Origin of the sequence: Paracoccus sediminilitoris (genome assembly GCF_003259195.1) — a bacterium.
Taxonomy (GTDB): domain Bacteria; phylum Pseudomonadota; class Alphaproteobacteria; order Rhodobacterales; family Rhodobacteraceae; genus Paracoccus; species Paracoccus sediminilitoris.
Genome location: NZ_QJPK01000001.1, coordinates 313,263 through 339,987, shown reverse-complemented (window position 1 = coordinate 339,987; position 26,725 = coordinate 313,263). Strand labels below are relative to the sequence as shown.

The 26,725-nt window shown below is 65.3% G+C and carries 30 protein-coding genes and 1 tRNA gene; 24 read left to right on the top strand and 7 right to left on the bottom strand.

Features of this window, described 5'->3' with window-relative positions; all coding sequences use genetic code 11:
- Position 1 precedes the first annotated feature (1 nt).
- Together DKT70_RS01600 and DKT70_RS01595 are read left to right on the top strand one after the other, a co-directional pair.
- On the top strand, positions 2-2,209 hold the full coding sequence (locus DKT70_RS01600) for a xanthine dehydrogenase family protein molybdopterin-binding subunit (RefSeq protein ID WP_111557510.1): 2,208 nt from the start codon (positions 2-4) through the stop codon (positions 2,207-2,209).
- Between the two features lie 65 nt (positions 2,210-2,274).
- Positions 2,275-4,566, top strand: a complete 2,292-nt coding sequence (locus tag DKT70_RS01595) for an FdhF/YdeP family oxidoreductase (RefSeq protein ID WP_111557509.1) — start codon at positions 2,275-2,277, stop codon at positions 4,564-4,566.
- Here the strand turns inward: DKT70_RS01595 and DKT70_RS01590 are convergent.
- The 3 genes from DKT70_RS01590 to DKT70_RS01580 all read right to left on the bottom strand — a co-directional run bounded on the left by DKT70_RS01590 (position 4,536) and on the right by DKT70_RS01580 (position 6,390).
- On the bottom strand, positions 4,536-5,021 hold the full coding sequence (locus DKT70_RS01590; protein WP_111557508.1) for a MarR family winged helix-turn-helix transcriptional regulator: 486 nt from the start codon (positions 5,019-5,021) through the stop codon (positions 4,536-4,538). The genes DKT70_RS01595 and DKT70_RS01590 overlap by 31 nt on opposite strands.
- Before the next feature lie 167 nt (positions 5,022-5,188).
- Positions 5,189-5,761, bottom strand: a complete 573-nt coding sequence (locus tag DKT70_RS01585; protein WP_111557507.1) for a retropepsin-like aspartic protease family protein — start codon at positions 5,759-5,761, stop codon at positions 5,189-5,191.
- Positions 5,758-6,390, bottom strand: a complete 633-nt coding sequence (locus DKT70_RS01580) for a MarC family protein (RefSeq protein ID WP_111557506.1) — start codon at positions 6,388-6,390, stop codon at positions 5,758-5,760. The genes DKT70_RS01585 and DKT70_RS01580 overlap by 4 nt, the downstream gene beginning before the upstream one ends.
- Positions 6,391-6,549: 159 nt before the next feature.
- Between DKT70_RS01580 and DKT70_RS18285 the strand changes: the two genes are divergently transcribed.
- The 18 genes from DKT70_RS18285 (at position 6,550) to DKT70_RS01495 (ending at position 20,955) form a co-directional block, all read left to right on the top strand.
- Positions 6,550-6,840 (top strand): twin-arginine translocase TatA/TatE family subunit, encoded by a 291-nt coding sequence (locus DKT70_RS18285; RefSeq protein WP_233490373.1) that lies wholly within the window; start codon positions 6,550-6,552, stop codon positions 6,838-6,840.
- 21 nt (positions 6,841-6,861) lie between these two features.
- Complete coding sequence (gene tatB, locus DKT70_RS01570; protein WP_111557505.1) at positions 6,862-7,359, top strand: Sec-independent protein translocase protein TatB; 498 nt, start codon at positions 6,862-6,864, stop codon at positions 7,357-7,359.
- A 1-nt stretch (position 7,360) separates the two neighbouring features.
- The gene (gene tatC / locus DKT70_RS01565) at positions 7,361-8,236 is read left to right on the top strand and encodes a twin-arginine translocase subunit TatC (protein WP_111557504.1); all 876 of its coding nucleotides are present in this window, start codon (positions 7,361-7,363) and stop codon (positions 8,234-8,236) included.
- Entirely contained in the window at positions 8,233-9,075 is an 843-nt protein-coding gene (locus tag DKT70_RS01560; protein WP_111557503.1) for an ATP-binding protein, read from the top strand. Before tatC ends, DKT70_RS01560 begins: the two co-directional genes overlap by 4 nt.
- Before the next feature lie 36 nt (positions 9,076-9,111).
- Entirely contained in the window at positions 9,112-10,416 is a 1,305-nt protein-coding gene (locus DKT70_RS01555; protein ID WP_111557502.1) for an XRE family transcriptional regulator, read from the top strand.
- 44 nt (positions 10,417-10,460) lie between these two features.
- Positions 10,461-10,820 carry a response regulator transcription factor gene (locus tag DKT70_RS01550; protein ID WP_111557501.1) on the top strand — a complete coding sequence of 120 codons (360 nt, stop codon included), beginning with the start codon at positions 10,461-10,463 and terminating at the stop codon, positions 10,818-10,820.
- Positions 10,817-11,128 carry a hypothetical protein gene (locus DKT70_RS01545; protein ID WP_199559508.1) on the top strand — a complete coding sequence of 104 codons (312 nt, stop codon included), beginning with the start codon at positions 10,817-10,819 and terminating at the stop codon, positions 11,126-11,128. The genes DKT70_RS01550 and DKT70_RS01545 overlap by 4 nt, the downstream gene beginning before the upstream one ends.
- Entirely contained in the window at positions 11,118-13,781 is a 2,664-nt protein-coding gene (locus tag DKT70_RS01540; RefSeq protein WP_111557500.1) for a sensor histidine kinase, read from the top strand. Before DKT70_RS01545 ends, DKT70_RS01540 begins: the two co-directional genes overlap by 11 nt.
- Before the next feature lie 61 nt (positions 13,782-13,842).
- Entirely contained in the window at positions 13,843-14,952 is a 1,110-nt protein-coding gene (locus DKT70_RS01535) for a FliM/FliN family flagellar motor C-terminal domain-containing protein (protein ID WP_111557499.1), read from the top strand.
- Between the two features lie 87 nt (positions 14,953-15,039).
- The gene (gene infA, locus DKT70_RS01530) at positions 15,040-15,258 is read left to right on the top strand and encodes a translation initiation factor IF-1 (protein WP_010397442.1); all 219 of its coding nucleotides are present in this window, start codon (positions 15,040-15,042) and stop codon (positions 15,256-15,258) included.
- Positions 15,259-15,301: 43 nt separating this feature from the next.
- Entirely contained in the window at positions 15,302-15,904 is a 603-nt protein-coding gene (locus tag DKT70_RS01525) for a Maf family protein (protein WP_111557498.1), read from the top strand.
- Complete coding sequence (locus DKT70_RS01520) at positions 15,901-16,956, top strand: ribonuclease E/G (RefSeq protein ID WP_111557497.1); 1,056 nt, start codon at positions 15,901-15,903, stop codon at positions 16,954-16,956. The genes DKT70_RS01525 and DKT70_RS01520 overlap by 4 nt, the downstream gene beginning before the upstream one ends.
- Positions 16,953-17,120 (top strand): DNA gyrase inhibitor YacG, encoded by a 168-nt coding sequence (locus tag DKT70_RS01515; RefSeq protein WP_233490372.1) that lies wholly within the window; start codon positions 16,953-16,955, stop codon positions 17,118-17,120. The genes DKT70_RS01520 and DKT70_RS01515 overlap by 4 nt, the downstream gene beginning before the upstream one ends.
- Before the next feature lie 83 nt (positions 17,121-17,203).
- A tRNA-Phe gene (locus DKT70_RS01510) sits at positions 17,204-17,279 on the top strand.
- 73 nt (positions 17,280-17,352) lie between these two features.
- Positions 17,353-17,487: a hypothetical protein gene (locus DKT70_RS18615; RefSeq protein WP_267895637.1), complete on the top strand. Its 135-nt coding sequence runs from the start codon at positions 17,353-17,355 to the stop codon at positions 17,485-17,487.
- Positions 17,488-18,180: 693 nt separating this feature from the next.
- The gene (locus DKT70_RS01505; RefSeq protein ID WP_111557495.1) at positions 18,181-18,693 is read left to right on the top strand and encodes a metallophosphoesterase family protein; all 513 of its coding nucleotides are present in this window, start codon (positions 18,181-18,183) and stop codon (positions 18,691-18,693) included.
- A 379-nt stretch (positions 18,694-19,072) separates the two neighbouring features.
- Positions 19,073-19,915 (top strand): type 1 glutamine amidotransferase, encoded by an 843-nt coding sequence (locus tag DKT70_RS01500; RefSeq protein ID WP_158529928.1) that lies wholly within the window; start codon positions 19,073-19,075, stop codon positions 19,913-19,915.
- A 146-nt stretch (positions 19,916-20,061) separates the two neighbouring features.
- Positions 20,062-20,955 (top strand): NAD-dependent epimerase/dehydratase family protein, encoded by an 894-nt coding sequence (locus tag DKT70_RS01495; protein ID WP_111557493.1) that lies wholly within the window; start codon positions 20,062-20,064, stop codon positions 20,953-20,955.
- Between the two features lie 102 nt (positions 20,956-21,057).
- Here the strand turns inward: DKT70_RS01495 and DKT70_RS01490 are convergent, their stop codons facing one another.
- Positions 21,058-21,981 (bottom strand): DMT family transporter, encoded by a 924-nt coding sequence (locus tag DKT70_RS01490; RefSeq protein ID WP_111557492.1) that lies wholly within the window; start codon positions 21,979-21,981, stop codon positions 21,058-21,060.
- 173 nt (positions 21,982-22,154) lie between these two features.
- On the opposite strand from DKT70_RS01490, the gene DKT70_RS01485 reads away from it, so the two are divergent.
- Entirely contained in the window at positions 22,155-22,934 is a 780-nt protein-coding gene (locus tag DKT70_RS01485) for a helix-turn-helix domain-containing protein (RefSeq protein WP_233490371.1), read from the top strand.
- A 42-nt stretch (positions 22,935-22,976) separates the two neighbouring features.
- Here DKT70_RS01485 and DKT70_RS18610 read toward each other — a convergent pair whose 3' ends face one another.
- Together DKT70_RS18610 and DKT70_RS17735 are read right to left on the bottom strand one after the other, a co-directional pair.
- Complete coding sequence (locus tag DKT70_RS18610) at positions 22,977-23,285, bottom strand: zinc-binding dehydrogenase (RefSeq protein WP_111557490.1); 309 nt, start codon at positions 23,283-23,285, stop codon at positions 22,977-22,979.
- Between the two features lie 60 nt (positions 23,286-23,345).
- The gene (locus DKT70_RS17735; protein WP_146612584.1) at positions 23,346-23,594 is read right to left on the bottom strand and encodes a hypothetical protein; all 249 of its coding nucleotides are present in this window, start codon (positions 23,592-23,594) and stop codon (positions 23,346-23,348) included.
- A 99-nt stretch (positions 23,595-23,693) separates the two neighbouring features.
- Between DKT70_RS17735 and DKT70_RS01475 the strand changes: the two genes are divergently transcribed.
- Together DKT70_RS01475 and DKT70_RS01470 are read left to right on the top strand one after the other, a co-directional pair.
- On the top strand, positions 23,694-23,888 hold the full coding sequence (locus tag DKT70_RS01475) for a hypothetical protein (RefSeq protein WP_146612583.1): 195 nt from the start codon (positions 23,694-23,696) through the stop codon (positions 23,886-23,888).
- A gap of 41 nt (positions 23,889-23,929) precedes the next feature.
- On the top strand, positions 23,930-24,379 hold the full coding sequence (locus tag DKT70_RS01470) for a hypothetical protein (RefSeq protein ID WP_111557488.1): 450 nt from the start codon (positions 23,930-23,932) through the stop codon (positions 24,377-24,379).
- A 231-nt stretch (positions 24,380-24,610) separates the two neighbouring features.
- Here the strand turns inward: DKT70_RS01470 and DKT70_RS01465 are convergent, their stop codons facing one another.
- Positions 24,611-25,513 (bottom strand): LysR family transcriptional regulator, encoded by a 903-nt coding sequence (locus tag DKT70_RS01465; RefSeq protein WP_199559505.1) that lies wholly within the window; start codon positions 25,511-25,513, stop codon positions 24,611-24,613.
- Positions 25,514-25,627: 114 nt separating this feature from the next.
- Between DKT70_RS01465 and DKT70_RS01460 the strand changes: the two genes are divergently transcribed.
- Positions 25,628-26,707 (top strand): 4-oxalomesaconate tautomerase, encoded by a 1,080-nt coding sequence (locus tag DKT70_RS01460; protein ID WP_111557487.1) that lies wholly within the window; start codon positions 25,628-25,630, stop codon positions 26,705-26,707.
- Positions 26,708-26,725: the final 18 nt, after the last annotated feature.

Here is a 26,725-nt window from a genome sequence, read left to right as displayed (position 1 = left end):
GATGTTCGGAACATATGACCGCCCAGATCAGCGCAACATGCTGGACCAGACCCGCCAAGGCGTGATCGGCAAGCCCCTTGATCGCCCCGAGGGCCCCCTGAAGGTCGCGGGCCAGGCCACCTATGCCGCCGAATACCAGCGCCCCAACTGTGCCGAAGGGGTGCTGGTCGGCGCGACCATCAGCCAAGGCCGCGTCACCGCGATCCATCGTGACGAGGTTCTGGCCATGCCGGGCGTGCTCGGCGTCTATGCCGCAGATGCCATGCTGCGCCGTGCTGCCCAGGGCATGGCCGCCGAGGCCCCCAAGCAGGACGTGCAGATCGTCGATTTCCCGATGCAGCCCGTGGCGCTGGTCGTGGCCGAAACCTTTGAACAGGCCACCGCCGCCGCCAAGGCCCTGCGCATTGATTACGAGGAAACCGACGCCGTTCCCTTCAGCCCCGAAGGCCAGGAGACCGAGCCGGGATCCGAGCCGATTGAGAACGGCGACATCGAAGCCACGATGGCGCAGATGGCCCATACGCTGGACGTGACCTATACCACGCCCGGCCATGCCAGCGCCGCGATGGAGCCGCATGCCTCGATCGCGGAATGGGATGGTGACAAGCTGACCTTGTGGGGCAGCTTCCAGATGTTGCGCTATAATATCAAGGAACTGTCTGACAGCCTTGGCGTGGCGTCGCGCAACGTCAAGATCATGTCGCCCTATGTCGGTGGCGGCTTCGGGTCGAAACTGGGCATTTCGCATGACGCCATCGCGGCAGCTGTCGCCGCGCGCGATCTGGGTCGCCCCGTGCGGGTCGTGCTGTCCCGCCAACAGGTCTTCGAGATCATCATGCGCCGTTCGGAAAGCAAGCAGCGCGTACGTCTGGGTGCCGATGCCAAGGGCCGCCTGGAGGCGTTGGGTCACGAAGCCTGGGTCAGCAACCTGCCCGAAGAAAGCTTTGCCGAACCGGTCGTGCAGGCGACGCAGTTTCTCTATGCCGGGGAAAACCGCCGTCTTGCGGTGGAACTTGCCCGTATCTGCCGGGTGACCGCGGGTTCGGTGCGTGCACCGGGGGAGGCCGTGGGCATGCAGGTGCTGGAAGCGGCCATGGACGAACTGGCCTGCCAGATGGATATCGATCCGGTCGAACTGCGCAAGCGCAACATCCCCGCGACCGTGCCGGGCGAGGATACGCCCTATGCCTCGCGCAAGCTGGCCGAGGCGCTGGATGCGGGCGCCAAGGCCTTTGGTTGGGACAAGGGTGCCCGGAAACCCTGCCAGCGCCGCGAAGGCGAATGGTGGATCGGCACGGGTATGGCCTCGGCGGCACGGGTCAACATGATCATGCCGGCGCAGGCACGGGTGACCATGCGCGTCGACGGCTCGGTGCTGGTGCAAAGCGACCAAACCGATATCGGCACCGGCAGCTATGCCATTTTGGGCCAGATCGCGGCCGAGATGCTGGGCCAGCCAATCGACCGCACCACGGTCGAGCTGGGTGACAGCAGCCTGCCCTCGGGTGCGGGGTCGGGCGGCAGCTTTGGCGCGGCCTCGACGGGTTCAGCGGTGTTCCGGGCCTGCGAGGCGATCCGTTCGGTTCTGGCGGGACGTTTGAAATGTCGCCCCGACGACCTGCAGCTGCAGGACGGCAAGGCTTGGGCCGAAGGGATCGAACCGCGCGACGTCACCGATCTGCTGACGGGCGACATCGCCAAGATCGGCCAGATCAAGCCGGGCAAGACCTCGAACAGCCACCAGCAGGCGACCTATGGTGCCTTCTTCGTCGAGGTCGCGGTCAACGCCTTCACCGGCGAAACGCGCCTGCGCCGCATGACCGGTGCCTTTGGCATCGGTCGGGTGCTGAACGAAAAGACCGCGCGGTCGCAATGCCTGGGCGGCATGGTGTGGGGCATCGGCAGCGCCCTGACCGAGGAACTGGCCTTCGACGAACGCGACGGTCATCTGGTCAACCACGACCTGGCCGAATACCACGTCCCCGTCCATCGCGACATTCCCCCGATGGAGGTAATCTTCGTTGAGGAACGCGACCCCGTCGCATCGCCCATCCAGGCCAAGGGCGTCGGCGAACTGGGCATTTGCGGCGCCGCTGGCGCGATCTCGAACGCGATCTACAATGCCTGCGGGGTTCGGTTGCGCAGCTTCCCCATGACACCGGACAAGGTGATGGCGGAACTGCCGGACCCGTTCCAGACGGCGAAATGATCGAAGGGGCGGCGGGGCGAAGGTCCCGCCGCCCTTTTTTCCATCAGCGACGAAGGACCTTTCCCATGAGCCATGATGACCTGCCCCGCATTACCGAATATGATGGACCGGTCGGCGGATGGGGGTCCGCCAAGGGAATGGCTGCCGTCGGGCGCGTGGCCAAGGCAGGTCCCGGCGCGCTGGAAACGCTGGCTCATCAGAACAAGGCCGGCGGGACGATGTGCAGCTCCTGCGCCTGGGGCAAACCCGCCCAGCCCCATGCCGCGGAATTCTGCGAAAACGGCGCAAAGGCGACGCTGTGGGATCTGACCACGGCGCGCTGCGGGCCGGATTTCTTTGCAAGGCACAAGGTGTCGGAATTGGTCGCCTGGTCCGAATACGATCTGGAGCGCGAAGGGCGCCTGACCCATCCGATGCGCTATGACGCCGATCAGGACCGCTATGTCGAGACCACCTGGCAGGAGGCCTGCGAGGCGATCGGCGCGGAACTGCGCCAGCTGGACTCGAAAAAGGTCACCTTCTATGCGTCCGGCAAGGCGGGGTTGGAGGCGTGCTATCTCTATGCGCTGTTCGCGCGATCCTATGGCCACACGAATCTGCCCGACAGTTCCAACATGTGCCACGAGACGACCTCGGTCGGGTTGAAACAAGTGATCGGATCGCCCGTCGGCACTTGCGTGCTGGAGGATTTCGACCATTGCGACATGATCCTGCATGTCGGCCAAAACCCCGGCACCAACAGCCCCCGCATGCTGCACCCCCTGCAAGAGGCCGCCAAGCGTGGCTGCCATATCGTCGCAATGAACCCGCTGCGTGAAAAGGGCCTGCTGGAATTCGCCAATCCGCAAAGCCCGCTTCAGATGACCGTGGGCGCGCCGACCGAAATTGCCGACAGCTATCTTCAGGTGCGCACCGGCGGCGACATCGCCGCGCTGACCGGCATCGCCAAGCATGTGCTGGAACTGGAGGAGACCGAAGGCGGCATTCTGGACCACGACTTCCTGACCCAGCATTGCCACGGTCTGCAGGATTGGATGGACTGGGTCGCGGCGACTGATTGGACCCGGTTGGAAAAGGTCAGCGGCCTGACTCGCAAGCAGATGCAGCATACGGCGGTCTGCTATGCCCGGTCGAAGGCCGTGATTGGCGTCTATGGCATGGGGCTGACCCAGCATGTCCACGGATCGGACGCCATCGGCGCCCTGGTGAACCTGCTGCTGCTGCGCGGCAATATCGGGCGAAAGGGGGCGGGCTGTTCGCCTGTGCGCGGGCATTCGAACGTGCAGGGACAGCGCACTGTCGGCATCACCGAAAAGCCTGAACTGGTGCCGAATGACAGGCTGCGCGACCTGTTCGGCATCGAGCCGCCAAGCGAGGAGGGATGGAACACCACTGCCTTCGTGCGGGCCTTGCTGGAGGGCAGGGCGCAGGGCTTTGTCGGGCTGGGGGGCAATCTGGCCCGCGCCGTGCCCGATCAGGACCGCGTGGCAGAGGCCTGGGGGCGGATGCCGCTGACCGTGCATATCGCCACCCGTCTGAACCGCACCCATCTGATGCCGGGCAAGTCGTCCTGGATCCTGCCCTGTCTGGTCCGTGCCGAGGAGGACATGCAGGACGGCGTCAACCAGCAGGTCACCATCGAGGACAGCTTCAGCCATATCCACGCCTCGATCGGCAAGCGCAGCCCGGCGGCCGAGCATCTGAAATCCGAGGTGGCAATCGTCGCTGCCCTGGCAGAGGCGACGCTGGATGCGAATCCCAAGCTGGCCTGGGCCGACTGGACCGCCGATTACGCCCGCATCCGGTCCCTGATCGAGGCAACCTATCCCGACGACTTCCACAATTTCGAAACCCGCATGACCCAGTCCGGCGGCTTTTACCGCGGCAACCCCGCGCGGGAACGCGACTGGCAGACCGATACCGGACGCGCCAATTTCACCGTGCCGCGCGATCTGGACGCCACGGGTTTGGGTGATGACCCCGACCTGTTCCGCCTGATGACTTTGCGGTCAAACGACCAGTTCAACACCACCATCTATGGCATGTCCGACCGCCTGCGCGGGATCGAGGGCGATCGGATGCTGGTGATGATGTCACCCGAGGACATGCGCGATCGCGGCCTTGAGGCCGAAGAACGCATCACCCTGCGCGGTCCGGATGGTGATGGACGCCAAGTGGCGGGGCTGCGCGTCATTCCCTATGACCTGCCGCGCGGATGCATCGCCGGTTATTTCCCCGAACTGAATCCGCTATCGCCGCTGGACCGCCATGACATGGTGTCCGACACGCCCGCCAGCAAAGGCATTCCCGTGCGGATCGTCGCGGATCAGTCGCCGCCGGGCATCGCCGCCGACTGATACAGGTCTGGGTTCGAAACCACCTTGTGGCACAGGGCCACCAGTGTGGACCGTTCGTCCTGGGTCAGGACACCAAAGATCTCGGCCTGGCGCTTGAGGACCGCGACCCGGATGTCCTCGGACAGGGCGATGCCCTCGAGCGTCGGGAACAGTTGTTTGGCGCGCCCATCATCGGCGGAAGGGCGCTGCACGATCAGGCCGCGCTGTTCCAGTTGGTTTACGGCGCGGCTGACGGTGTTCTGCGGGCGGGGAAAGACCCGCATCACATCCCGCGCCCGCAGCCCCGGCGACAGAGCCACAGCATAGAGCGTCGACCAGCATTGCACCGGCATGTCGTAATGGCGTTCGATATGGCGGTTCGTGACCTGGTTGTTGGCCAGCACGATGTGGCTGATCGACAGCAACTCCCTGAGGTCCGAATTCAGCAGTCGTGCCAGAAGTGGATCGTTGTGCATTTTTACCCCAGTTTCGTCCAAGGATAGGCTTTTTGATTATGCACGTACAATTGCACTTTGCGGCAGGTATGACCCTTGATTGCGCCTGCAAAAGACAGGTTCTGGACGACGGGACAAAACGCGCCACGCCCTGATGCCGTGTTCTGCCGAGAGGCGAAACGGGGAGCCTAGCGTTCCAGGATCAGCGTGTCGCCCTGAAAGCTGATCGTGGTGAAGCGGCGCAGATAGGACATGCCCAGCAGAGAATCCTGCAATTCGCTGTCGATGACTACGGCCGAAATATCGCGCTCGACAGTGTTGCCGATCGCGAAGCTGTCGATGGTCACCGCGGCGGTGCGGACGCGCCCGTTCGCGGTGACAGCCGCGCCGCCAAAACGCAGGCGGTCGGGGTCAAGCCCGATGGCGGCCGCGTCGCGGCGGCTGAGGGCGATATGCGTCGCGCCGGTATCGACGATGAAGTCGAGTGGCGTGCCGTTCAGCACCGCCTGAAGGTGGAAATGGCCGCCCTGGCCGACGGGGATCTCGATCCGGGTGCCTTCGTCCAGCACCTGCTGGCGGGGGGCGGTGGCGGACATGTACCAATCGGCCCCAAGCGCAACGCCGGCAAATATCACCACCCAGACCAGCATCTGGCGCAGGGTGCGTCCGCCCCGTCCCGACAGTTCGAACAGCATCGCCCCGCCGATCACCACCAGCAGCAGGACGTAGAAGGCCAGCCGGGCGATGTCGTCGGGGCTCATCCGAACAATCCCGATCCATGCAGCCCGTCGATGACGAACTGGACCGAGAGCGCCGCCAGCAGCATGCCCAGCAGCCGCGTGACGACCATCGTGCCCGTGCGTCCCAACCCGCGCGCCAAGGGTGTCGCCAGCATGAACAGAACCATCGCGATGGCCAGCACCGACAGCATCACCAGATGGACCATCAGGACATGGGCGACGCCTTCGCCCTGGCCCACCAGCAGGATCATCGAGGCCAAGGCACCGGGCCCCGCCAGCAGCGGCATGGCCAGCGGAAAGACCGAAGGGTCATGCGTGGGATCATGGGCGATCTCCTCCTCGTCGGCCTTGCCTTCGCGTCGTTCGGTGCGTCGTTCGAAAAGCATGTCCAGCGCGGTCAGGAACAGCAGCAGCCCCCCCGCAATGCGGAAGGCCGAGATCGAGATGCCGATGCCCGACAGGATGGCATCGCCCGCCAGCCCGAACAGCGTCAGCAGGATCGCCGCGATGCACAGCGCCCGCAGCCCGATGCGGCGGCGTTGGGCCGCGTCCATGTCCAGCGTCAGCGCGATGAAGATCGGCGCCAGACCGATGGGGTCGATGATCACGAAAAGCGTGACGAAGGCGGTGATGTAAGCGGCCATATCCATGCGCCCTTATCACCCGGCGCGGCACGGCTGCCAAGCGCCGCCGTGGCGCTTGCGTGATGTAACGGTATCGCAACCTGACCCGAAAGGGCTTTGCATTCCTGGCCCATGGGCTTAAATATCGGGCGCGGGTGGCCGGACCACCCTGCATTGGAGTCTGTCATGCTGAACAATATCGGCCTTCCGGGCCTTCTTCTGATCGCGGTCGTCGTGCTGGTCCTGTTCGGACGCGGCAAGATCTCGTCCCTGATGGGTGAGGTCGGCAAGGGCATCACCTCGTTCAAGAAGGGCATCAAGGAAGGCACCGACGAAATCGAATCGGCCGCCGACGAACAGGGGACCGAACGTCCCGTCACGCCCCGCGCCGTTCCGGGCGAAAGCGCACGCGACGTGACGCCCCACACCACGCCGGCAGGGACGACCACGACCCCGAACACCCCCGACCGCAGCTAAGCCCGGAAAGGCGCGTCCCCTATGTTGGACATCGGCTGGACCGAACTGCTGCTGATCGGCGTCGTCGCCCTGATCGTGGTCGGTCCCAAGGATCTGCCGCACCTGTTCCACACGCTGGGGCGCCTGACCGCCCGTGCGCGTGGCATGGCCCGTGAATTCACCTCGGCCATGGAGGATGCGGCAAAGGGGTCCGGACTGGACGAGGCGGCGAATTCGCTGCGCGACGTCAAGAACCTGACCTCGAAGAAATCGCTTGGACTGGACGCATTGGATCGCGCGACCGAAAAGTTCGAAAAATGGGACCCCAAGCGTCCCACCCCCCAGAAAAGCGCGGCCATGGCGCCCGTTCCCGACCCGGCCGCCCCCGCGCCTGCGCCCGACGTCCAAACCGACGTCCAAACCGCCGTCACATCCGACGTCACGCCCGGCGCCGAACCGCAGGCCGCGCCAGCATCCGCGTCCGGGGCGCCGCAGCGCCAGCTGCATGCGGTGCGCCGCTCTGACATGAAAGACGATTGAATTGGCCAGCAAGACCCAACCCGATGACAATCCGGATGACAGCTCGGCCCCGTTGATCGAGCATCTGGCCGAGCTGCGCACCCGGATCATCTGGTCGATGGTCGCCTTCATCGCGGCGATGGTTATCTGCTATACAGTCTGGAACCCCATCTACAACTTCCTGACGCAGCCGATCTGCCACGCGCTTGAAAGCCGCAACCAGGAATGCGGGCTGATCCTGCTGAAGCTGCAGGAAGGCTTCTTCGTGGCGGTGCGGATCTCGTTGTTGGGGGGCTTCGTGCTGGCCTTCCCGATCATCGCCTATCAGATGTGGCGTTTCGTGGCGCCGGGGCTTTACCGCAACGAAAAGGCGGCCTTTCTGCCGTTCCTGGTCGCCTCTCCCGTGATGTTCCTGATCGGGGCGGCCTTTGCGTATTACGTCATCCTGCCGATGGCCTATGACTTCTTCCTGGGCTTCCAGCAGGGGCCGCTGAAGCTGCCCGATGACGGCGCCGCCGTGCCGCCTGGGGTTCCGGCCGACAGCCCCTTGGCGGCGATCGTCTTCCAGGGTTCGGTCGATGAGTACCTGTCGCTGACGACCAAGTTCATCCTGGCCTTCGGTCTCAGCTTCCAGCTTCCGGTCCTGCTGACCCTGATGGGTCGCGCGGGGCTGGTTTCGGCGGCAGGACTGGGTTCGGTGCGCCGCTATGCGGTGCTGGCGATCCTGGTGCTGGCGGCCATCGCAACGCCTCCGGATGTGATTTCGCAGGTGGTGCTGTTCACCGTGGTCTATGGTCTCTACGAGATCTCGATCCAGTTGGTGCGCCGCATCGAGAAGAAGCGCGAGGCTGAATTGCGCGCCCAGGGCCTGTGGGTGGACGACGAGGATGACGCGTGACCCGTCCGCCGCTTGACCGAATCGCGGATGCGCTGGAACGGCTGGCCCCGCCACCCGTTCCCTCGCCCGATTTCACCAAGGCGGATGCCTTTGTCTGGCATACCGATCCCGACCGCCTGCAGCCCGTCCCTGTCGTGGACCGGGTCGATCTGGCCCAGTTGGTCGGCATCGACAGGTCCAAGGCCACGCTTCTGGCCAACACCCTGCAATTCGCACGCGGATATGGCGCGAACAACGCCTTGCTGTGGGGCGCGCGGGGGATGGGAAAATCCTCCCTGGTCAAGGCCGTCCATGCGGAATGCGTGGCCCAAGGCCTGCCCTTGTCGCTGGTCGAGATCGCGCGCGAGGATCTCTCCTCGGTCGGGCGTTTGCTGTCGATCCTGGGGCGTGCGACGGGGCGGTATTTCCTGCTCTTTGCCGACGACTTGTCCTTCAGCCATGACGACACGCAGTACAAATCGCTGAAGGCGGTGCTGGATGGCGGGATCAGCGGGCGACCGTCCAATGTCCTGCTTTACGCGACATCGAACCGTCGGCACCTGATGCCGCGCGACATGATCGACAATGAACGCGCCAGCGCCATCCATCCTGGCGAGGCGGTCGAGGAAAAGGTATCCCTGTCGGATCGTTTCGGGCTGTGGCTGGGGTTTCATCCCTGCGACCAGGACGATTATCTGGCGATGATCGCGGGCTATTGCGCGGCCTATGGCCTGCGCATCGACCCCGATCAGCTGCGCGCCGAGGCGATCGAATGGCAGGCCACGCGCGGGTCGCGATCGGGGCGCGTGGCGTGGCAATTCTTTGTGGATCTGGCCGGGCGACACGATGTCGCAGTATAATGCGCGGCCATATGGGGTCGTGCTAACATCCGCTTCATGAATGAACGCAGCACGCCGACTGTCCTGACGGGCACCCGTATTCGTGAACGCCGCCTGTCGCTGTCGCGCAGGCAGGCCGACATCGCGCGCGCGGTCGGGATCTCGCCGGCCTATCTGAACCTGATCGAACACAACCGCCGCCCTGTCAGCGCCGATCTGGTCGCACGTCTGGCCGAGGAGCTGGACGTTCCCGCCGAGGAGCTGGCCGAAGGCCGCGAGGAAGTCCGCATCGCGGCCCTGCGCGAGGCTGCCGCCCATCCCGTCGCAACGGGTCTTGGCCCCGAACTGGACCAGGTGACCGAGCTGCTGGCGCGCTTTCCGGGCTGGGGCCAGCTGCTGATCGCGCACGCGCGTCGGGCCGGGGGTCTGGAACGCCAGCTGGTCGACCTGTCGGACCGCATGACGCAGGACCCCTATCTGCTGACCACCCTGCACGAGGTTCTGTCGGCGGTCACCGCCGTCCGCTCGACCGCCGCGATCCTGGTCGAGGAGGGCGAGATTTCGCCCGAATGGCGCCGCCGTTTCCACAGCAACCTGCACGAGGACAGCCAGCGCCTGTCCCTGACCGCGCAGGCGCTGGTCGCCTATCTGGACAGCTTCGAGGCCGAGGGCAGCGCCGCCACCCCCCAGGAGGAGGTCGAGGCCTGGCTGGCCGCGGGCGCATCCGATGCCGCCGAACTGGCCTCGGACGCGGCGCGCGTGATGGCGCGACAGTTGGAAAGCGGGCTGAACGCGGATCGCGACATCCTGCCCGACCAGATCCTGGCCGAGGCCGTGACCAATCCCGAAGCCCGCGCCGACCCGGTGCGGCTGGCCGCGCGGCTTGAGATGCCGCTGGACCTGGTGATGCGCCGTCTGGCCGATCTGCGGCCCGCGGGCTTTGAAGGGGCGGGCCTGCTGGTCTGCGACGGGTCGGGCGCGCTGACCCTGCGCCGCGCCGCGCCGGGCTTTCCCCTGCCGCGACCGGGCGACAGCTGCCCGCTGCTGCCGCTTTATCAGGCGCTGGCCGTGCCGCAGGTCGCGCTGGTGCGCGATGTGGTCACGCCGGACGGGCGCGGGTTCCGCACCCTCAGCCATGCGACGCGCAGCCAGCCGGGGGGCGTGACCGGCCCCGTGCTGACCACGGCACAGATGCTGTTCACCCCCATCGACGGCCCCGTCCCGTCCGATGCCCTTGCCATCGGACCGGCCTGCCGGATCTGTTCGCGGGCGGCTTGCCCCGCAAGGCGCGAACCCTCGATCCTGGTGCCGCAACCGGTCTTGGTGGAACGACCCAACGGGACCTTTGACACGGGCTTGTGATCCAGCCCATGATCCGTCGTCTTGAACAGGGGGGAACGGGCCGGATGCAGCAGGACATCCTGATGATCGAGGATGAGGTGAACATCGCCGAGGCGGTGCGCTTCATCCTGTCGCGTGAAGGATGGCAGGTGGCCCTGCATGCCGATGGCGCGGGCGCCATCGAGGCGATCCGCAACCATCGCCCCCGCGTGCTGATCCTGGACCTGATGCTGCCCAACCGATCGGGGGCCGAGGTGCTGGCCGATCTGCGCGCCGACCCGGACGCCAACCTTGCCGCGACGCCGGTGCTGATGCTGACCGCACGCGGACAGGTGGGGGATGCCGCCGCGCAGGCCAACCAGATCCTGTCCAAGCCCTTTGACAATGCCGATCTGCGCGCGCTGGTGCGCCGGATGCTGGGATGACCGGCGACCGCCCGCTGTTCCTGGAACGCGCCTCGTTCCGCAGGCGCAGGCTGGGCGATGCGGCGCGGGTCCTGCCGGTGCTGGCGATGCTGCTGATGCTGCTGCCGGTCTGGTGGTCGCCCGTCAGCCTGTCCTATGCGGCGGGGGCGGTCTGGATCTTTGGCACATGGGCGGTGCTGATCGTGGCGGTCTGGCTGCTGCACCGCGCCCTGCTGCGGTCCGAGGCCGCGACCCTGCGCGCCAGCCAGGACCCCCTGCATCCCGCCGAAGCGCCCCGCGACAGAACCCGCGATCCCGATGCCGTTTGAGGGTCTGGTCCTTGCCTGCCTGGCTTATGTGGCGCTGATGTTCGCTGTCGCCTATGCCGCCGACCGGGCGGCGGCGCGGGGGCGGGTGCGCTGGCTGGACCATCCGCTGGTCTATACGCTGTCGCTGTCGGTCTATTGCTCGGCCTGGACCTTTTACGGGGCGGTCGGCTATGCCTCGCGGTCGGGGTTGGAGTTCCTGACCATCTATCTGGGGCCGACCATCGTCTTTTGCGGTGCCTGGTGGGGCCTCAGGCGGCTGGTGCGGGTGGCGCGGATGCATCACGTCACCTCGGTCGCGGATCTTGTCTCGGCGCGGTTCGGCAAGTCGAACCGGCTGGCCGCCCTGGTGACGCTGATCGCGGTGATCGCGGCGACGCCCTATGTCGCCCTGCAGCTGCAATCGGTGCGCCTGTCGTTCGAGGTCTTTGCCACCGATCCGCGCGGCATGGGCGGGTCGGACGCGTTTGGCGGCACGGCGCTGTGGGTGGCGGCGGGGCTGGCGGTCTTCACCATCCTGTTCGGCACGCGCAACCTGGCCGCCGACGAACGCCACCACGGCGTCGTCACCGCCATCGCGCTGGAGGCCATCGTGAAACTGGCCGCTTTCATCGCCCTTGGCGTCTTCGTGATCTGGGGGCTGGCCGACGGCCCGCTGGACATGCTGGCCCGCATCAACCGCGCCAGCATGGACCCCGGCGTCCAGCAGGGATGGCTGCTGAAGCCCGACCGCTGGACGGCGCTGATCGTGGTGTCGGGGGCCGCGATCCTGACCCTGCCGCGGATGTTCCAGGTGCTGGTCGTCGAGGCAGCCGACGAGGAACGCCTGCATGTGGCGGGCTGGGCCTTTCCCGCCTATCTGTTCGCCATGTCGCTTTTCGTGCTGCCCATCGCCGTGATGGGGCGCGAACTGATGCCGGCCAGCGCCAATCCCGACCTCTATGTCCTGACGCTGCCCGCGGCGTCGGGACAGGACCTGCTGGCGCTGCTGGTCTTTCTGGGCGGGTTTTCGGCAGCGACCTCGATGGTCGTCGTCTGCGCCATCGCGGTGGCCACGATGGTGTCGAACCACTGGCTTGTCCCCGCCTGGCTGGCGCTTCGCCGCATCCCCGCCGGCGAGGATACCGACGATCTGCGCGGCTTTGTCCTGAACGCGCGGCGGCTGGCGATCCTGGCGGTGGTGGCAACGGGCTGGGTCTATCACCAGGCGTCGGGCGGGGCGGCAGCTCTGGCTGCGATGGGGCTGGTGGCGTTCAGCGGCATGGCGCAGGTGCTGCCCGCGATGGTCGGCGGGCTGTTGTGGCGCGGGGCGAACCGCAAGGGGGCCTATGCGGGCATCGGGGCGGGTTTCGCGCTGTGGATGGGGCTGATCTTTCTGCCCTCGGTCGGGGTGGGGGGCGATCTGCCGGTGCTGCCGGGGATGGACCCTTGGACCGTGGCGGTTGCCCTGTCCCTGGCGGTGAACACGCTGGCATTCGTGGGGGTGTCGATCTTTGGCTTTCCCGACCCGGTCGAACGGTTCCAGGGCCTTTCCTTTGTCAGCGCCATCGAACCCCTGCGCCACAGCCGCACCAACCGCGCCGACGACCGGGCCGAGCCGCTGCTGGCCATGGCCCGTCGCATCTGGGGTCCCGACGCCGCCCTGCGCCATTTCCAGGCCGAGGCGCGGGCGCAGGGCAAGACCGGCTATCTGCCCGACCTGACGCCCAGCTTCCTGACCGGGCTGGAAAGGCGGCTGGCGGGGTCCATCGGGGCGGCGACGGCCCATGCGATGATTGACCGCGTGGCGGGGGGCGTGGCGCTGACCGTGGCGGACCTGCTGCAGGTGGCCGACGAAGCGCAGCGCGCCAAGGAGGAGACCCAACGCCTGGAGGCCGCCCGCGCCGAATTGGCCCGCACCGCCCGCCAGCTGCATCAGGCCAATGACAAGCTGACCGCCCTGTCGGTCCAGAAGGACGCCTTCCTCAGCCAGATCAGCCACGAATTGCGCACGCCGATGACATCCGTCCGGGCCTTTTCCGAGATCCTGATGGACCCGCAGTTGGAGGATGCCGACCGGCAGCGCTTTGCGGGCATCATCCATCAAGAGGCGGGCCGCCTGACGCGGCTGCTGGACGACTTGCTGGACCTGTCGGTTCTGGAAAGCGGGCGGGCGCAGCTGACGATTTCGGTGGTGAACCTGCATGACCTGATCACGCGGGCGGTCACCGCGGCATCGGCCACCCGACCCGAACGGGGCTTTCTGATCGACCGCGACCCGCCATCGGAACATCTGGGCCTGATCACCGATGCCGACCGCCTGCTGCAGGTGCTGATCAACGTCATCAGCAATGCGCGGAAATATTGCGACGCCGAACATCCCGTCCTGACCATCCGTGTCCAGCGTCCGCCGGGGGGCGGGGCGGTGATCGACGTGATCGACAATGGCAGCGGCATCGACAGCGGCCGCCAGTCCCTGATCTTCGAGAAATTCGCCCGCTTGAACGACCCCGCGCGCGCCGGCGGGGCGGGGCTGGGACTGGCCATCTGCCGCGAGATCATGCTGAACCTGGGGGGCGACATCGCCTATCTGCCGGGGCAGGGGGGCGCGGCCTTCCGGATTTTGCTGCCGCAACGCCCCCCCGCCAGGTCCGATGCCGGGCGGGGGGCCGGTTAACCGTTTCTCAACCCTGACGGGCCAGATTGAGGGCCAGGGGACAGCGTGATTCGGACATGACATGACCAATGCAGATGCAGGCAGCGATGACAGGGGTGAGCAGGCGGGCGGGGTGCTGCGACGGATGCTGCGCAGCCGCAGCCAGGCCGAACCCCTTCGTGCGCCCATCCTGCCGCCCGCCCCGCCCCAGACCCCGGCCAAGGCGGCGGCCACCGCCATTGGGCGCACGGCCGAACGACTTTATGGGCTGGCGATCCCGTCGGTCAAGGTCGAGCAGGGCGTGATGACGCTGGCCGAACTGGCTGAAGTGCTGCCCGAACTGCCTTTGGTGGTGATGCTGCAGGGGCCGGGGGAAAACCTGGGCGCCATATCCTTGTGCCCGCAGACGGTTGCCAGCCTGATCGAGATCCAGGCCCTTGGGCGGGTCACCGCACGCATCTTGGAACGCCGTCGCCCGACCCGCAGCGACGCGACGCTCTGCGCCGATTTCATCAACATGCTGCTGACCGAACTGGCGGCGGAAACCCAGGGCATGGACGGGTTTCAGGGCATTGCCGGGTACCGTTTCCTGACTGCGCTGGACGATCCGCGCCCTCTTTCGTTAATGCTAGAGGACAAGCCCCTGCGCAGCCTGACCTTCGATCTGCGCATGGGCGGGTCGGATACGCGCGAGGGCCAGATGCTGCTGGTCCTGCCGCAGGCCAAGAAGGAGATCGCCCCCAAGCCGCAACCGATCGCGGCTCCCGCGCCGGTCGCGGCACCGGTTCCTGCGGTCGCCAGGCCCAGCCTGGGTGCGCCGATGCAGCAAGCCTCGGTCGAGGTGGTGGGCGTCCTGTGCCGACGCCAGGTGTCGCTGGCGGAGTTGCGCGCGCTGGCACCGGGACGGGTGCTGCAACTGCCGCGCGCCTGTCTGACCGATGCCCGGTTGGAAACCGCCGATGGCCAGGTGCTGGCGGCCGGAAAGTTCGGCGAGGCCGAGGGGTGCCATGCCATCCGCCTGCGCGCCCGCGATGCGGCCCCCGCTGCGGAAAAGACACCGGTCGCACAATCCGTCGCCATGCCTGATCCGCCCGAGGATCTGGCCCGGCCCGACCCTTTCCGGCCCGGAACCGCCCTTGTGGGGACGCAAGGGACGGTCGAAAACGCAACGATCCACCGCCAAACCCGGTGATATGACGCTTTAGCCTTGAATTCTGCGCGTTCCGGACGCATCTAACAGCGGTCCCGAATCCTGCGGGATGCCAAGTATGGAGTGACCATGGCCAAGGAAGAAATGCTCGAATTCCCCGGCGTCGTGAAAGAACTCCTGCCTAATGCGACATTCCGGGTCGAGCTTGAAAACGGCCATGAAATCATCGCACATATGGCAGGCAAGATGCGCAAGAACCGCATCCGCGTTCTGGCCGGCGACAAGGTTCAGGTTGAGATGAACACCTATGACCTGACCAAGGGGCGGATCAATTACCGCTTCAAGTAAGCCGTCCTACGCGACGGCTGATGCCACCAACGGAGGCCGCCTCATGGCCGAACTGCGCCCACCCCGGCTTGTGCTGGGATCGGCAAGCCCGCGCCGACTGGAACTGTTGGCGCAGATCGGCATCACGCCGCACGCGCTTCGCCCCGCCGACATCGATGAAACACCGCGTCCGGGGGAAGCGGCGCGTGCCTATGTCCGCCGCATGGCGGTGGAAAAGGCACAGGCCATCACCCTCGATGCCGACGAAGCCTGCCTGACCGGCGACACGACCGTGCTGGTCGGGCGTCGCATTTTGGGCAAACCCGTCGACCGGGCCGAGGCCGGGGAATTCATGCGCCTGATGTCTGGGCGGCGCCATGTCGTGCTGACCTCGATGGCGCTGCGCCATGGCGACCGGATCGCGGAACGCCTGGTGGAAACCAAGGTGCGGATGCGGTCGCTGGATGCGCAGGCACTGGAAGATTACCTTGATATGGGCGATTGGCAGGGCAAGGCGGGCGCCTATGCGATCCAGGGGGCGGCTGCGGCCTTCATTCCGTGGATCCAGGGGTCGTTTTCGGCCGTCGTGGGCCTGCCCCTGTCCGAAACTGCCGCCATGCTGGCCGCAATCGGCATCCATCCCCGCCCCGAAGGAGCACGTTCATGAAAGGCCGCCAAGTCGTCCTGGGTCACCTGTTCGGCCAGGAGGCCGCCGCCCTGATGGAGGATGGCCAGCTGGTCGATCTGCTGGTGGCCACCGATGCCGTCGCGCCCTTCGCACCCGGTGCCATCTGCCGGGCGCAGGCGGACAGGTTGATGAAGGGGCAGGGCGGCATCTTCGTGCAGCTGCCCGACGGCCAGACCGGCTATCTGCGCGACCGCAAGGGCGTGGCCGAGGGCAAGCCGCTGCTGGTCCAGGTCGCAGGCGTCGCCGAGGGTGGCAAGGCTGTTCCCATAACCACCCGCCTGATCTTCCGCGGTCGTCATGTGCTGGTGACGCCGGGCAAGCCGGGGGTGAACGTCTCGCGCCAGATCCGGATCGAGGATCGCCGCGACGAATTGCAGGCCCTGGGGCAACAGGCTTTGGGCGACCGCAGCCACGGCCTGATCCTGCGCAGTGCCGCCGAAACTGCCGACGACCAGGAGATCGCCGAGGAGGTGGCCGAGCTGCTGGACCTAGTCGATGGCATCTGCGCCGAAACCACCGGCAAGCCCGAACTGCTGCTGGACGCGCCGACCCCTTGGGAACAGGCCTGGATGGACTGGGCCGAACCCGCCCCCGACGCGATCGAGGAAGGCGAGGATAGTTTCGAACGCTGCGGCGTTCTGGATGCCGTCGATGCGCTGCTGTCGGCGCGGATCGACCTTCAGGGTCAGGGCGACGCTTTCATCGAACAGACCCGCGCCCTTGTCGCGGTCGATGTGAACACCGGCAATGACAGTTCTGGCGCGGCGGGGCTGAAGGTCAATATCGCGCTGGCCCGCGAATTGCCACGCCAGCTGGCGTTGCGGGGCCTGGGCGGGCAGATCGTCGTCGATTTCGCCCCCATGCCCAAACGCGACCGCGCGACGCTGGACCAGGTTCTGGGCGCGGCCTTCCGCAATGCCGGGGCCGAAACCACGCTGGTCGGCTGGACCGCGATGGGGCTTTACGAACTGAACCGCAAGCGCGACCGCGTGCCCTTGGCGCGCCTTGCCACGGCCAGCGGAGAGGCATGATGGCGGCCTGCCCGATCTGTTCCAAGGAAAGCGTCCCGCAATACCGCCCGTTCTGTTCGAAACGCTGCGCGGATGTGGATCTGGCCAAGTGGCTGCGGGGGTCCTATGTGATCCCCGGCACGCCCTTGGACGATGTATCGTCGGACGAAAACGGGCCCGACTGAAAAAAGATGGTTTTGGGTCTGGACAGTCCCCGCGCCCCCTCGTAAATACGCCTCACCCGACGCGGCATGCTGCGTCACAAAGGGCCCGGATAGCTCAGTTGGTAGAGCAGCGGATTGAAAATCCGCGTGTCGGCGGTTCAAATCCGTCTCCGGGCACCATAAAATTCCCTAAATCTATCAGTTTTACTGATCCGCTTTTGCTGGACTAAGTATGACAGTCGTGGGGATCCGCGTGAGCATGAAACGGGTTTACACCTCTCTGCGCCCTCAAGGTGTTGAAGCCACCGCCTTGGTGCCTGATTGGGCTTCATCGTTCTTGCTGACCATTCCTCATGGCCTGTTTGACAAGCACTGGATACGCATCTGATGGTCGGTCGCGTTGGGGGTTGGATTTGTGTCCAATCATTCGACAACCGAGCGTCCTGACGTGTAGGCGGTAAGTCGCGCGAGGAAAGTTGCGGCGCAAATGGCCACCAAAAATCGATATCGGCAGTTCGCTCAGCTGCGTCAGCGACAAGAACGGAACCTGTGCGGCTGGCACGATATTGTGCCAGTCGCTGCCGGTTCAAACACCCTGCTGGATGGCCCACTCCTTGGTGATCCTCAGTTGGATTACCTCCCCCATAACGACCAGCATCCACCTCCCTGACCATGGTACCGGGTTCCCATCGAGGTCAAACATCGGATTGTGTGGGCTTTGATCTGGTCGTGTATGACGCGCCGCCCGAGGCCAGTGTCCTGATGGCGGATGGCGGTTGGCGGATGGCGGTTGGCGGGAGAGTTCGAAAAACCACGGAAGCGCGCAACGTGGTGCGTGGCGGGCAACGGCAAACTCTACCGGCTCCGCAACCCTGTGCAGCGGTGCTTCGAAAAGCTGAAGAGTACCACCCTTTTCGACAAGACAGCCGAAAGCTTGCCCGGGGTTATCGACATCACATCGATCCGCCCATGGCTGCACTGTGTAGCGACATGGCCTGAAACGGTCGAGAAATCACCTTGACGATTGTCTTCGCCGGAACGAACCGTGGCGCCGCCTTCATGGTTAAGGAACCGCCAGCGCATGGAGATCAACAGGAGTCGCAGTTTGCCGTCATTCCGCCAGCCATCATCTGGAGAGCGCATCGGCGTCATCTCCGACACCCACGGGCTGCTGCGCCCCGAGGCGCTGGAGGCGCTGGTAGGCGTCGATCGCATTCTGCATGCGGGTGATATCGGCGACCCCGAACACCTTGACGTTCTGGCACGCATCGCCCCGGTGACGGCGATCCGCGGCAATATCGACCGCGGGCCCTGGGCCGAGGCCCTGCCCGAAACGGTCAGCCTGACAAGCGGAGGCCTGCGCATTCACATGATCCATAACCGCAAGGCCCTGAGGGTCGATCCGGATATCAAGGGGTGGAATGTCGTGATCTCGGGCCACTCGCACAAACCTGGCATCGATGCGACGAAGACGACCTTATGGTTGAACCCCGGCGCCGCCGGCCCGCGCCGCTTCCACCTGCCGATCACGCTGGCCTTTCTTTGGGAAGACGGCGGTCGCCCACGCGCCGTCATCCGAACTTTGCAGGTCTGACGTCATTGTACCTTGCCCTGCGGGGATATCGCCCAGAGCCATGGCCCAAGGCAGGCGCGACGACCCATTTGATCAACCGCCACCGCTGGTCGTCAGCGCAAACAATCCGACCATCTGGCAGCGACTGCTTATTCCGGCCATCGGATTTGAAAGGACATGCGGCTGCGATCCGAATACCAAGGCGGGGCGGGGTTCGGCTGATCCACGGTCAGTCATCGGTTCCCGTGCGGGCCTGTGCATTGGTAGGGCGGGGATGCTTTGCCTCCATCAGCAGGGTGTTGCACCGATACCGGGCATTGCGTGGCCGATCGCCGCACCGGTGAACGCAACGACCTGCACGATGTTGTGTCACGACGTGCCCGTCAGGAAAGGCCCACCATTGTCTTCGATCATTCTTGTCGTCTCCAGCGAGACGCCAGCCCAACAGAGCGAGCGCCGCAGCTATGCCGGGCAGGCGTCGCATGAAAGCTATGCCGCGGCCCTGCGTCGGCTGCGCCCCGGGATCGAACTGGAAACGGCCTCCTGCCTTGACGATGACGCCTTTCCGGATATCGCACGTTACAGGGGCATCGTCTTCGCCGGCTCGCCCATTCAAATGCACAAGGACAGCGCCGAGGCCCGCACTGCAGCCCATTTCATGGCACGGGTATTCCAGGCCGGCGTGCCCGCATTCGGATCCTGCGCGGGCCTGCAGATTGCGGCCGTGGCGGCGGGGGGCGCAACCGGACCACGCCGACCCGGCGCCGAGGTCGCCTTTGCTCGCGACATCACCCGCACCGAGGCGGGAGCGCAGCATCGGATGCTGGAAGGCAGGCCCGCGACATGGACCGCACCGGCCATGCATTCCAGCGTGGTGACCCGCCTTCCTTCCGGCGGAACCAGCTTGGCCGCGAACCCCGATACGCCGATCGAGGCTGCCGAGATCCGCCACGGAAGGGGCATCTTCTGGGGCGTCCAGTATCACCCCGAGCTGTCCTTGGGCGAGATTGCCGCCTCGACGGCCCACCAGGCGGATGACATCATCCAGCAGGGCTTGGCCCGCGATCAGCGTGACGTCCGGGCCATGGCCGCGCGAATGCAGGATCTGGATGCCGCGCCGACGCGGACCGACATCGCCTGGCAGTTGGGCCTGAATGCCGAAATCGCCCTTTTCGAACGTCGCACCCGCGAGATCGAGAATTTTCTGAACGCCGTCGAAACGGGTGCCCTGCGGCCTGTCTAAAGTATCCTCCCGCAGCTATTGCCGGGGTGGTGGCGCCGCGCTGCATGGCTGTCTGTTGCCACTGATGTGGCACAAATGCGGTCAAGGCTGGCCCAAGCGCGTGAAACCTCCCTATCATCGCGGGGCGCATGGAGACGGAGAGACACATGACCAAACGCATCATCTTTACGGGTGGAACGGGGAAGGCCGGCCGCCATGCCGTGCCGCATCTGCTGGAGAAAGGCTACAAGATCCTGAACGTCGATCTGAAGCCGCTTGACCTGCCCGGGGTGAACACCCTGATCACGGACATCACCGACAGTGGCCAGGTCTTCAACGCCTTCACCACGCATTTCGGCTTTGATGGCTTCGACGAAGGCGCCCCGCCCAAGGCCCCCGACGCCATCGTCCATTTCGCCGCTGTGCCGCGGGTGATGATCCACCCAGACAACACCACCTTCGCGCAGAACACCGTCGGCACCTATAACGTGCTGGAAGCGGCGATGAAGCTGGGCGTGCGCAAGGTGATCTTTGCCAGTTCGGAAACCACCTATGGTGTCTGCTTCGCGGAAGGCGACAAGGATTATCATGCTTTCCCGCTGGAGGAAGACTACGACAGTGATCCGATGGACAGTTACGGACTGTCGAAGGTGGTCAACGAAAAGACCGGCCGTGCCTTTGCGATGCGCTATGGCGCCGATGTCTATGGCTTGCGGATCGGCAATGTCATCGAGCCGCATGAATATGCAGATTTTCCCGCATATCTGGCCAACCCGATGAGCCGAAAGCGCAACGCCTGGAGCTATATCGACGCACGCGATCTGGGCGAGATCGTGCATCTCTGCCTGCAGAAGGACGGGCTTGGCTATCAGGTCTTCAACGCGGTGAACGACACCATCACCGCCACCATGCCGACGGCGGAGTTTCTGGCGAAATATGCGCCCGATACGCCGATCACGCGGGCAATGGGCAAGGACGAGGCCCCGCTGTCCAACCGCAAGATCCGCGACGTGCTTGGCTTCAAGGAAGCGCATCCGTGGCGGAATTATGTGGACATCTAGTGGGACCGATCGCGCATGGCGGTCGACCGATGCATGTCGGATGATGCGGGGGCCTTGGCGCCGGCTTCAGCAAAGCCTTTCAGGCCGGCCGCGCGGGACCAGTCAGCTGCTCTCTGGCGAGCGATGACGAGAGAGAGGCTGATCTACCCGCGGAGCAGAGCGGGGCCCGATCCGGCTGAACATCACGATGTTACCCAGACAGGCAAGGGCCACGCCGATGACCGCAGGCGGCGTCCATTGATACCCTTCCAGCAGGGTCGAGGCACTGAGCGCGATGATCGGGAACAGGACGGTCGCATAGCCTGCCTTGGCCGATCCGATGCGGGCCACCAGCATCAGGTATGTCGTGAAACCGATGACCGAACCGATCACGGCAAGATAGGCCAGCGCAATCCAATAGCTGCCCCGTTCCGGCAGGTCCAGAGGTTGCCCCGTCAGCGTGACGATCAGCAGCAGGCACAGCGCGCCGATCGCCATGCCCCATGCATTGGCCGTGACGGGCGTGATGCCCAGCATGCTGTTGCGCCGTGACGCCATGTTGCCAAGCGAGAAGAACATGGTTCCCAGCACCGCCCAGCCGATGCCGCGCAGCGCGGCCAGATCGACCGTCACGGCGAGGTCTTGCCAGAACAGCAGGACCAGCCCTGCGACGCCCAAGGTTCCTGCCAGCACCGTCCGCCCGCTGATCGGGTCGCCGAAGAACAAGCGCGCGTTGATGGCGTTAAAGATCGACGCCAGCGAAAAGATGACCGAGACCAGCCCCGAGGGGATCAGCGACGTCGCCATGTAGAGGCCGATGAAGTTCAGGCAGAACAGGCACAGCGCCTGCATCACTACAAATCGCCAGCGGGCCGGCCAGCGCAGCCGCCCCAAGACGACAAGCCCAGTCAGCATGACCGCCCCCGCAAGCGCGAAGCGGTAGAAGATCGAGACGGTGATCGCGACCTCGCCGACCTGCGCGGCAATGGCGATCCACGTCGTGCCCCAGATCAGGACGGTCGCGGTAAACAGAAATGGTGTGCTCATGCCGAAGGCTCCTTCATGGCCCGCTTAGCAGGTTGCCCCGGCCCGCCGTTGCAGTATCTTGCGGCGAAATGGATCGACTGGATGGCGGGGCTTCGCGACAGGCGCTAGAAGATCTCATGGCGACCATTCGCGATTTTCTTGAACGCTCTTCTGCCGCGCGTAATACGGCTGCCATGCCGATGGGCGTGGCAAGCGGCGTCGCGATCTGGGAAAACAGAAACGACCGGATCAGCTATGCCGCCCCTCACGGTCACGTCTTCAGCTGCTATCTTGACGGCGGCACGGGCACGAGGCGGCTGGATGCCGGTTCCCGGACCGGACGTCCCGGCACCGTCTGCATCATGCCCGAAGGCCAGAACTCGGAATGGGAGATCACGACGCCCTTCCGGTTCGTGCATTTCTATATTCCGGACGACCAGCTGCGCGCCGCTTTCGCGCTGATCCACGACTGCGACGCGCGCCGGATGGACCTGCCCGAGCTGACCTTTGCCGAAGTCCCGGACCTTGCCCTCCCGCTTGTGCGGTTGGCCAACGCCACCTTGCGGCAGGACCTGCTGATGGCCGACGGGGCCGTCGCGGACATGGTCGGACGTTTGGGAACGCGCCAGATCGCCCTGAAGGGTGGACTGCCCCCACGTCTTCTGCACCGCATCGACGGTTTTATCGACGCGCATCTTGATCAGCCGATCCGTCTGGCCGACATCGCCTGCCTGACCGATCTGTCCCCGTTTCACCTGCACCGCATGTTCAAGGCAACCCGCGGGCTGCCCCTGCACGGATGGGTCACCAGCCAAAGGATGGCCCGGGCAAAGACGATGTTGGCCGGGCAATCGCCCTTGGTCGAGATCGCCCAAGCCTGCGGATTTTCAAGCCAGAGCCATTTCACAAGGGTCTTCAAAGAGCAGATGTCCACCACACCCGACGCCTATCGCGCCCTGCTGCGACGGTCGTGACCCGTTGTCGATCTGCTGGACGCGCAAGCCGGCAGGGGCAGATCAAGGTCGCAGAACGATCTTCCCGAAGGCGGTGTCGCTTTCCAGATGGCGATGGGCATCGACGATCCGGTCCAGCGGAAACACCCGGTCGATGCGGGGCATCAGATGGCCTGCGGCAATGGCCTCGTGGCGAACCTTGCGGCGTGGGTCAGGACGTCGGGGTTGCCGGTCACGTCCGTATAGACATAGCCGCGGAGGGCCAGACCGTGGCGCAGCGCGACCTTCAGCGGGAAGGGCGTAGGCTGCGGGCAGAGCGCGCCATGGATGACGATCGGTCAGGGGGCCGTATCGCCGCACGCAAGCCGTCATTCAGGATGGTGGCGATGGGGCGCACACCGACCGCGCGCGATCTGGATGGCTGTCAGGCTGTCAGGCTGACCGAGCTGGAGGCTGCGGCCTGAAGCGCGCCACCAACGCTTCGAAATCGGAACGGGCCGGAAAGGTCGGCTTTTCCAGATAGCTTGCCCGTCGGAACATCGCATCCGCGCGCTTCAAGGCGATCGCGTCGACCCGCAGCTGAACCTTATCGGTTGGGGGGCGGCTCTTCATGTTCCAGCAGCAGCACCTCGGGGCCACCAAGATGATAAAGGCGGACGGCACGGCGAAGGTGACGTTCATACATGATGGGTCCTTTCGGCCTTGGTCCGCGTTGCAGAAAGATAGGATGCCATGACGGCGATGCCCCATATCGCCGGTTCTGGACCGAGGAGAGAACACATGCCAGGATTTGTCATTGCCATGGGTGAGGCACCGCACATGAAGCTGACGCGCGAGGCTCGTGCGTTCAGCGCGATAGACGCTCCGATGGTCTTCGAGACCCATGATGCCGCCTATGACTATCTTGTTCGACACAACGAGGATGGGCCGCTGAAAGGCGTCCGCGGCGAAATCGTCGAGGATCTATCCCTATAGGCCGCCCCGCGCTTCACACTGCAGATCCGGAAAGGACCGTGATGTTCAGCACATGGCAGAAAGAAAAGGCCACGGCGGCCCTTGTCGATGAGGCGCAGGCTGTTGCCGACAAGCTGGCCGACGCGAAACCGCATCAGGTCGAAAGCCGTGCCGCCGCCGCCCGTTTCTGGGCCGCCTTCCACCTGGCCGAGGGGCGCGACCTCTACGCGATGTCGGAGTGGAAATCCGAGGCCGTTGCCAAATTCGCGTCGACCGCACAGGCCAGCATCACCGCTATGCGCAAGAAACGCGACTATGACAGCAGCGATGGCCTCGCGGTCTGGCTTCACACGGCCCGTGCCCTGAATGAGAGCCGCGTCGCCCCGGCGGTCCGGGATATCTGGCAGCATCTGATGGACGCCGGACCCAATGCGGACTCTATGGCCGAGGAGTTGATCCTGGATGCCGGCCTGCCGATGGACAAGGGCCGCCGCGTCCCGGATGGCTTGTAGATCGATTGCTGAGACTGCTTAGCCGTGCAGAGAGCGGGTCGTTACGCGCATTGCAATGATTACCCCAAAGAACATGTCCTTGATCGTGGTCGGCCAGCGGGTCAGCGGTCGTTTCGTGCCGAGACGCGACGAACCAAGCTGTCTTGGGCCTGCTGAAGCATCGCTGAAACAGTTTGTCCAGCCGGCGGCGGTTGGTCTCGGCAGCTACGCCCCGCTTGCGGGATTTTCGCGTTAGCTTCCCCCGCCAGACCGCCACCGGTTGAGCAGCATTTCGTAGAATTGCTCGGCTGCGGGCGAACGGCGCGAACCGGGGACCCTGACCACGCCGACGGTTCGCGTGACATCGGGCGCGGTCAGGGGAACGGTGGCGATCGTGTGATGCGGACCGGCGGGCAGTGCCATGCGCGGCAGGGCGGCAACCCCCAGTCCGGCCTCGACCAGGCCAAGCGAGGTTGACAGGTGCTGCACCTCGAAGAACGGGCGGGGCCTGACATTCGCCTTGGCCAGCGCCAGGTCCATGATCAGGCGGTTGCCGCTGGACCGACCCACGGTGACGAAGCGATGATCGGCCAGCTCCTCCCAGCTGACCGAGGGCCGCCCGGCCAGCACGTGGTCACGTCGGCAGGCCAGAAGGAACGGCTCTTCGATCAGCGGGTCGAAGGCCACTTCGGGATCGTCCGCGCCCAGCAGGGTGATACCGAAATCGACTTCTCGGTTCAGGACGCTTTGCAGAACTTCGTTGGCGCCGGCATCCAGGATGCGAAACCGGATCGCGGGAAATTCGGCGGAAAACGCGCTGATGACATCGGGCAGAAAGTAATAGGCCGCCGTGGGGATGCAGGCGATGCTGACCAGCCCCGAGCGGCGTTCCGCGATCTCGCGCACGGACATCAGCGAGGTTTCCAGATCGTCCAGCAGGCGCCGCGCCCGGGGCAGGAAATCACGGCCCACCGCCGTCAGCGAAACGCGGCGGGTGGTCCGTTCCAGCAGGGGCACGCCCAAGGTCGTCTCCAGCTTCTGGATGCGGCGGGTCAGGGCGGGCTGCGACAGATGAATGCTGTCGGCGGCGGCGCGAAAGCTTTGCATCTCGGCGGTGGCCACAAAGGCGCGCAGGTCTTCCAGATCGATATTCATGTTTATGACGCAATAATCATTCCGATCATTGCATTTCACACATTCCGGCATCTCTGGCAAGCCTGTGCCCAAGACGTGGGCACTTGCCCCTGACAGTCCGAGAAGGCCAAGATCATGCAAAAAATTCCTTGCGTCCTGATGCGCGGCGGCACCTCGCGCGGGCCGTTTTTCCTGTCCAGCGATCTGCCGGACGATGTTGCGGCGCGGGATGCAATGCTGATCTCGGCGATGGGATCGGGGCATCCTTTGCAGATCGACGGGATCGGCGGCGGCAATCCCCTGACCAGCAAGGTGGCCATCGTGGGCCGCAGCGCCCGTGACGATGCGGATGTCGATTACCTGTTCGCACAGGTGAATGTCGACCGCGCGCTGGTCGATACCGCGCCCAATTGCGGCAACATGCTGGCGGCGGTCGGTCCCTTTGCCATCGAACAGGGGCTGATCCCGGCCAGCGATCCCGAAACGCGGCTAACGATCTTCAACGTCAACACCGGCAAGCGGATCGAGGCGATCGTGCAGACCCCCGGCGGCGCGGTCGATTACGAGGGCGACACCGCCATCGCGGGCGTGCCCGGCACGGCGGCCCCGGTGCGCATGGCGTTCCTGGATGCGGCGGGGTCCAAGACGGGCAGGCTGCTGCCGACGGGGTCGGCCGCCGATGTGATCGACGGCGTCGAGGTCACGCTGTTTGACATGGCCGTCGCGGCGATGCTGCTGGACGCCCGTTGCCTTGGCAAGACGGGCCGCGAAACGCCGGCGGAACTGGACGCCGACGGCACCTTCCTGCAGGGTCTGGAGCGGTTGCGCCAAGAGGCGGGGCGGCGCATGGGCTTGGGGGACGTGTCGCAGATGGTCATCCCCAAGCCGATCCTGCTTGCACCGCCTGCGGGCGACGGCACGATCACCGCACGCTATTTCATGCCCCATTCCTGCCATACGGCGGTGGCGATCACCGGCGCAGTCTGCATCGCCTCGGCCTGCTGCACCCCCGGGACCGTGGCCCATCGCCTGGCGCGGCTGCCGCAGCCTGATGCCGACGGTCGGCGGCGGCTGGTCATCGAACACCCATCGGGGCAGACACCGGTCGAGATCGAGCAGGACCCTGTCACCGGCATCGTCAAACGCGCCATGGTGATCCGGACCGCCAGGCGGCTGTTCGACGGCTTTGTCCACGTACGCGATCAGGTCGCCTGAGCGCCCCGACATCACATC

Excerpts from the sequence above, each read along its gene's own strand:
- DKT70_RS01495 (WP_111557493.1), top strand. The coding sequence starts at position 20,062 with ATGACCAAACGCATCATCTTTACGGGTGGAACGGGGAAGGCCGGCCGC.
- DKT70_RS01580 (WP_111557506.1), bottom strand. The coding sequence starts at position 6,390 with ATGGATATGGCCGCTTACATCACCGCCTTCGTCACGCTTTTCGTGATC.
- DKT70_RS01490 (WP_111557492.1), bottom strand. The coding sequence starts at position 21,981 with ATGAGCACACCATTTCTGTTTACCGCGACCGTCCTGATCTGGGGCACG.
- DKT70_RS01470 (WP_111557488.1), top strand. The coding sequence starts at position 23,930 with ATGTTCAGCACATGGCAGAAAGAAAAGGCCACGGCGGCCCTTGTCGAT.
- DKT70_RS18285 (WP_233490373.1), top strand. The coding sequence starts at position 6,550 with ATGCTGAACAATATCGGCCTTCCGGGCCTTCTTCTGATCGCGGTCGTC.
- DKT70_RS01545 (WP_199559508.1), top strand. The coding sequence starts at position 10,817 with ATGACCGGCGACCGCCCGCTGTTCCTGGAACGCGCCTCGTTCCGCAGG.
- DKT70_RS01505 (WP_111557495.1), top strand. The coding sequence starts at position 18,181 with ATGGAGATCAACAGGAGTCGCAGTTTGCCGTCATTCCGCCAGCCATCA.
- infA (WP_010397442.1), top strand. The coding sequence starts at position 15,040 with ATGGCCAAGGAAGAAATGCTCGAATTCCCCGGCGTCGTGAAAGAACTC.
- DKT70_RS01595 (WP_111557509.1), top strand. The coding sequence starts at position 2,275 with ATGAGCCATGATGACCTGCCCCGCATTACCGAATATGATGGACCGGTC.
- DKT70_RS01475 (WP_146612583.1), top strand. The coding sequence starts at position 23,694 with ATGCCAGGATTTGTCATTGCCATGGGTGAGGCACCGCACATGAAGCTG.
- DKT70_RS01520 (WP_111557497.1), top strand. The coding sequence starts at position 15,901 with ATGAAAGGCCGCCAAGTCGTCCTGGGTCACCTGTTCGGCCAGGAGGCC.
- DKT70_RS01485 (WP_233490371.1), top strand. The coding sequence starts at position 22,155 with ATGCCGATGGGCGTGGCAAGCGGCGTCGCGATCTGGGAAAACAGAAAC.
- DKT70_RS01525 (WP_111557498.1), top strand. The coding sequence starts at position 15,302 with ATGGCCGAACTGCGCCCACCCCGGCTTGTGCTGGGATCGGCAAGCCCG.
- DKT70_RS18610 (WP_111557490.1), bottom strand. The coding sequence starts at position 23,285 with ATGACGGCTTGCGTGCGGCGATACGGCCCCCTGACCGATCGTCATCCA.
- DKT70_RS01535 (WP_111557499.1), top strand. The coding sequence starts at position 13,843 with ATGACCAATGCAGATGCAGGCAGCGATGACAGGGGTGAGCAGGCGGGC.
- DKT70_RS17735 (WP_146612584.1), bottom strand. The coding sequence starts at position 23,594 with ATGAACGTCACCTTCGCCGTGCCGTCCGCCTTTATCATCTTGGTGGCC.
- DKT70_RS01555 (WP_111557502.1), top strand. The coding sequence starts at position 9,112 with ATGAATGAACGCAGCACGCCGACTGTCCTGACGGGCACCCGTATTCGT.
- DKT70_RS01460 (WP_111557487.1), top strand. The coding sequence starts at position 25,628 with ATGCAAAAAATTCCTTGCGTCCTGATGCGCGGCGGCACCTCGCGCGGG.
- DKT70_RS01465 (WP_199559505.1), bottom strand. The coding sequence starts at position 25,513 with ATGAATATCGATCTGGAAGACCTGCGCGCCTTTGTGGCCACCGCCGAG.
- DKT70_RS01540 (WP_111557500.1), top strand. The coding sequence starts at position 11,118 with ATGCCGTTTGAGGGTCTGGTCCTTGCCTGCCTGGCTTATGTGGCGCTG.
- DKT70_RS01585 (WP_111557507.1), bottom strand. The coding sequence starts at position 5,761 with ATGAGCCCCGACGACATCGCCCGGCTGGCCTTCTACGTCCTGCTGCTG.
- DKT70_RS01590 (WP_111557508.1), bottom strand. The coding sequence starts at position 5,021 with ATGCACAACGATCCACTTCTGGCACGACTGCTGAATTCGGACCTCAGG.
- tatB (WP_111557505.1), top strand. The coding sequence starts at position 6,862 with ATGTTGGACATCGGCTGGACCGAACTGCTGCTGATCGGCGTCGTCGCC.
- DKT70_RS01550 (WP_111557501.1), top strand. The coding sequence starts at position 10,461 with ATGCAGCAGGACATCCTGATGATCGAGGATGAGGTGAACATCGCCGAG.
- DKT70_RS01515 (WP_233490372.1), top strand. The coding sequence starts at position 16,953 with ATGATGGCGGCCTGCCCGATCTGTTCCAAGGAAAGCGTCCCGCAATAC.
- DKT70_RS01600 (WP_111557510.1), top strand. The coding sequence starts at position 2 with ATGTTCGGAACATATGACCGCCCAGATCAGCGCAACATGCTGGACCAG.